The 4,763-nt window shown below is 74.8% G+C and carries 2 protein-coding genes and 1 pseudogene; all 3 read left to right on the forward strand.

All coding sequences use genetic code 11. From position 1 onward, the window contains the following. Positions 1-132: 132 nt before the first annotated feature. Positions 133-795 (forward strand): annotated as a pseudogene (locus ACN6LD_RS41815) (IS5 family transposase); the annotation flags it as partial. A gap of 159 nt (positions 796-954) precedes the next feature. Continuing rightward, positions 955-4,386: a LuxR C-terminal-related transcriptional regulator gene (locus ACN6LD_RS41820; RefSeq protein ID WP_445045900.1), complete on the forward strand. Its 3,432-nt coding sequence runs from the start codon at positions 955-957 to the stop codon at positions 4,384-4,386. A gap of 149 nt (positions 4,387-4,535) precedes the next feature. Next, a partial coding sequence (locus ACN6LD_RS41825; protein WP_319198367.1) for a beta-ketoacyl synthase N-terminal-like domain-containing protein occupies positions 4,536-4,763 on the forward strand: 228 nt, incomplete at its 3' end.

The raw sequence follows: 4,763 nt of genomic DNA on the forward strand, positions 1-4,763 counted from the left end.
TGAGTCCCGCACCCCCACCATCACCCTCGCCGCATGACCATCCCAAACAGCACCAAACCCGGCACTACGTCCTTGACGAAAGACATAGAGACACCCCCCGAGAGGTACGGCAATTGGCGAGGGATCTACAACCGGCTGCGCATGTGGGCCGTCGACGGCACCTGGGAACGGGTCTTCACTACGTTCATTGCGCAGGCTGACGCCGAGGAAGACCTCAACTGGGCCGTCTCGGTGGACTCCACCATCGTGCGGGCCCACCAGCAAGCGGCCTGGGGCCGCAAAAAAGGGCCCCGGCCGGCGAGCCGGCAGACCATGCCATCGGCCGGTCCCGCGGCGGGCTGACCACGAAGATCCACCTTGCGGCCGACGGCAACTGCCGACCTTTGGCCTTCCATCTCACCGGTGGACAGGCCGGTGACGCGCCTGCCTTCGCTGACGTGATGGCCCGGCTGCGTGTTTTTCGAAGGCGTGGACGGCCCCGGACCCGACCAGAAGCCGTCCTCGCAGACAAGGCGTAATCGTCGCAGGCCATCCTTGAACACCTCAGCCGGCGCGGCATCCGGGCAGTCATCCCCGTGCCGGCCGATCAACGCGGACACCGTCTGCGGCGCGGCAGCCGGGGTGGCAGGCCACCCGCCTTCGACCGCGAGGCATACAAGCAGCGCAACACGGTCGAACGCTGCATCAACCGTTGGAAGCAGTGGCGAGGGCTCGCCACCCGCTACGAGAAGACCGCGGCCATCAACCTGGGCCGGGCTGCACATCGCGGGGATCTTCCTTTGGTCCGCCAGATGATCCAAACGAAAGGCCGTAGGTGGCGGCGGCTGGGCTGGGGAGTGGTGGTTGGGCTGGGGAGTGGTGGTCGGGTTGGGGTGGGGGGAGTTGTTGCATGGCAGGTTGCGGTCAGCGTTTGTGGGGCTTGTAGGGGTGGTGGTTCTGCCTAGTCTGCTGTTCATGACACTGCTGGGCCGGGACGAGGAGCGCGCCTGTATCGAGGGCGTGTTGGACGCCTGTATGCGGGGTGCTTTCGCCGTGGTGTTGGTGGAAGGCGCTCCGGGCTGCGGTAAGTCGGCGTTGCTGCGGTACTGCGCGGACACGGCTCGACGTCGTGGGGCCCTCGTCGTGGACGCCGGCTGTCCGGCGCGTCCCGCCGGGCTGTCGGCCCTCGACGGCTCGGACGGCCTGGTCGGCCTCGAGGGCCCGGACGGTCTGGGCGGCCCGGACGGCCCGGTCGGCCTCGACGGCCTCGACGGCCTCGACGGCATGGGCGGCCCGGACGGCATGGTCGGCTCGGACGGCTCGGATGGTCTGGTCGGTTCGGTGGGTTCGGTGGGTTCGGTGGGCCTTGAGGGTTTGGTGGGGTTGGGCGGTTTTGGTGTGGTGAGGGTGTGGTGTGTGGACGACGTGGGTTGTGCGGATGCCGTCTTCCAGGCCCGGCTGGCGGTGCTGGCCGGGTCGGTGCGGCGGGCCGGCGGGCAGGCCGGTCTGTTGCTGGTGCTCGCCGTCGACGTCACGCAGCCGCTGGGTCCGGTCCTGGAGAGCGTGTTGCTGGGGCATCCCGCCGTGGTCCGGGTCAGGGTCGGCCTGCTGGCCCGTTCCGACACTGCACGTCTGCTGCGCCGCCATGGCGGCGGGCGGCCGCACGAGGGTCTCGTCGAGCGTGTGCACGACGCCAGCGGCGGCAACCCGCTGCTGGTGCAGGCCCTGCTCGGCGAGAGCGGTCACGACCCGCAGCCGGGCGGTCCCTTCGCCCGTGCCGTGCACGCCTGTCTGCAGCGCTGTCCCGCTCCCGTCGTACGTCTGGCCCGCGCGCTCGCCGTTCTGGGCGACCACGCGAGCGTCGAGCGGGCGGCCCGCCTGCTGCACGCCTCGCCCGAGGGCCTGGCTCCCGCTTTCAGCGCGCTCGCCGCGACGGGCCTCACCCGCGGCCGGCGGCTGCGTCACCCGCTGGCCCGCGCGGCGGCGCTCGCCGCTCTGCCGCCGGCCGCCCAGCAAAGGCTGCACCGGCAGGCCGCCCGCGTGCTCCATGAGACACAGGCCCGGGCGGACGCCGTCGCGGGCCTGTTGCGGGCCGCCGGCGACATCGACGAGGACTGGGCCGTGCAGGCCCTGCGCGAAGCGGCCCGCCAGGCCATGGCGGGCGGCGAAAGCGAACGCGCCGCGGCCTGTCTCCAGCTCGCCCACACCGCCTGCGCCCACCGGGCCGACTCCCGCGCCCGCACCGACATCGCCCTCCAACTCGCCGCCCTCACCTGGAAGATGAGCCCGGCAGCGGCCGAGGGCCACCTTGACGAGCCCCTGGCCGAACTGCGCGCCGGGCGCCTCTCACCCGCCGCGACCGCGTCCCTGGCCCGCCTCCTGACCGCCCAGGGACGCATCGAGGAAGCCGCCGAAGCCCTGGCCCGCACACCCGGCGCCACCGTGCTGCGGGACCTGTTCGCGCTCCCGCCGGACGAGAACCCCACCCCGCCGGACGAGAACCCCACCCCGCCCGGCGGTGCAGCCACCCCGCCCGGTGGTGTGCTCACCTCGCCCGGCGGTGCACCCACCCCGCCCGGCGGTGCGCTCTCCTCGCCCGGCGGTGGACCCGCCCTGCCCGGTGGTGGACCCGCCCTGCCCGGCGGTGCAGCCACCTCGCCCGGTGGTGCGCTCTCCTCGCCCGGTGGTGCGCTCTCCTCGCCCGGTGGTGCGCTCTCCTCGCCCGGCGGTGCACCCACCCTGCCCGGCGGTGCACCCACCCTGCCCGGTGGTGCGCTCTTCTCGCCCGGCGGTGGACCCACCCTGCCCGGCGGTGCAGCCACCTCGCCCGGCGGTGTGCTCGCCTCGCCCGGTGGGGGACCCGCCCTGCCCGGCGGTGCAGCCACCTCGCCCGGTGGTGGACCCGCCCTGCCCGGCGGTGCAGCCACCTCGCCCGGTGGTGCACCCACCCTGCCCGGTGGTGGACCCACCCTGCCCGGCGGTGCAGCCACCTCGCCCGGCGGTGTGCTCTCCTCGCCCGGCGGTGCAGCCACCCCGCCCGGTGGTGCGCTCTCCCTGCCGGGCGGTGGACCCACCCTGTCCGGTGGTGGACCCACGCCGCCCGGCGGTGTGCTCTCCTCGCCCGGTGGTGCACCCACCCTGCCCGGTGGTGGACCCATCCTGCCCGGTGGTGCGCTCTCCCCGCCCGGTGGTGGGCACCTTCGCGTCTGCGCCGCGCTGTGGACCCACCCCGGCCACGACGCCGACCCGCACGACGCCGAACGCTTCCTGACCACCGCTCCCGCCGGCCCCGCCACCCACGACGCCCTCGCCCAGGCGTTACGCACCCTCATCCACACCGGCCGCCCACGCCACGCCGCAGCCTTCGCCCGCCGCCTGAGCGCACACGCCACCCGGCGCCGGGCCCCCGGCTGGCACGCCGTGTACGCGGCGCTGCAGGGCGAGGCGCTCCTGCACCTGGGCGACCTCGCCGGCGCCGAACAGGCCGCCGCCGCGGCCGCGCGGGCCGTCACCGGACGCGGCGGCCGTTTCCGCCTCGCGCCGGCCGCCGTCCAGGTCATGGCGCTCACCGCCCTGGGCCGCTACGAGGAGGCGGCACGCCACCTCGAACCCCTGACCCCCGACACCGCGGCGCCCACCGTCCACACGCCGGCGCTGCTGCGCGCCCGCGGACAGTACCTCCTGGCCACCCACCGCCCCGAGGCCGCCCTGGACGCCTTCCGGGAGGCGGGACGGCTCGCCGCCCGGTGGGGCCTGGACCGCCCCCGCCAGCATCCCTGGCGCACCGACGCCGCCGAGGCGCTCCTGCGCACCGGCCGCCGTCACGAGGCCGCCGCCCTGATCAGCGAGCAGCTGGCCCTGCCCGCCGCGAGGGGAGCGCGCCCGCACGGCGTCGCGCTGCGCCTGCGGGCGGCGACCGAGCCGCCCCGCGAACGGGCCCGCACTCTGGCCCGGGCGGTCGCCGAACTCCGCGCCTGCGGCGACCGGCTGGAACTCGCGAAAGCCCTCGCCGACCTCGGCCGGGCCCTGCAGACCCTCGGCGAGGGCGCCCGCGCCGGGGCCCTCGTCCGGCGCGCCTGGACCCTGGCGGCGGACTGCGGGGCGCGCCCGCTGTGCGAGGAGATACTGCCGGGCCGCCCGCCGGGCGCACCGCCGCCCGGGCGCAGCACCCGAAGCGAGCAGCGGGCCGCGTGCCTGAGCGCCTCGGAACGACGCGTCGCGGCGCTGGCCGCCGCCGGATACACCAACCGCGAGATCGCCGCCCAGCTGTTCATCACTGCCAGCACCGTCGAACAGCATCTCACCCGCGTCTACCGCAAGTTGCAGGTGTCACGGCGCCGTGATCTGCCCCTGGACCTCGACGCCGACGCCGCGGCGCCGGCCCTGGCCGCACCGGCCGTGCCCTAGCGCCGCCGCCCTCGCGGCCCCGCAAGAGCGGCTTTAGCCCAGCTGACGAAGGTGACAGACCGGACAGCGGGATCGGGCACGGGCGCAACACCCCGCCCAGCGTGTGACGTGTGTGATTTCTGCGTGTGACGAAACGGAGACCGGGCATCGTGCTTTCTGAATCTGGCAGGCCGCGCAACGAGCCGATCGCAGTGGTGGGTCTGTCGTGCCGTTTCCCGGGCGCAAAGAACCCAGCCGCGTTCTGGGACCTCCTCCTCGCGGGCGCGGAAGCGATCGGCGACGTCCCCGCGGACCGCTGGAACGCCGACGCGTTCTGGAGCGACGACCCCTCGGCCCCCGGCCGCGCCGTGGCCCGGCGCGGCGGATTCCTCGACCGG

It is taken from the genome of Streptomyces sp. SAS_272 (assembly GCF_052543235.1).

Coding starts and splice junctions, on each gene's coding strand:
- ACN6LD_RS41820 (WP_445045900.1), top strand. CDS start 955: ATGACACTGCTGGGCCGGGACGAGGAGCGCGCCTGTATCGAGGGCGTG.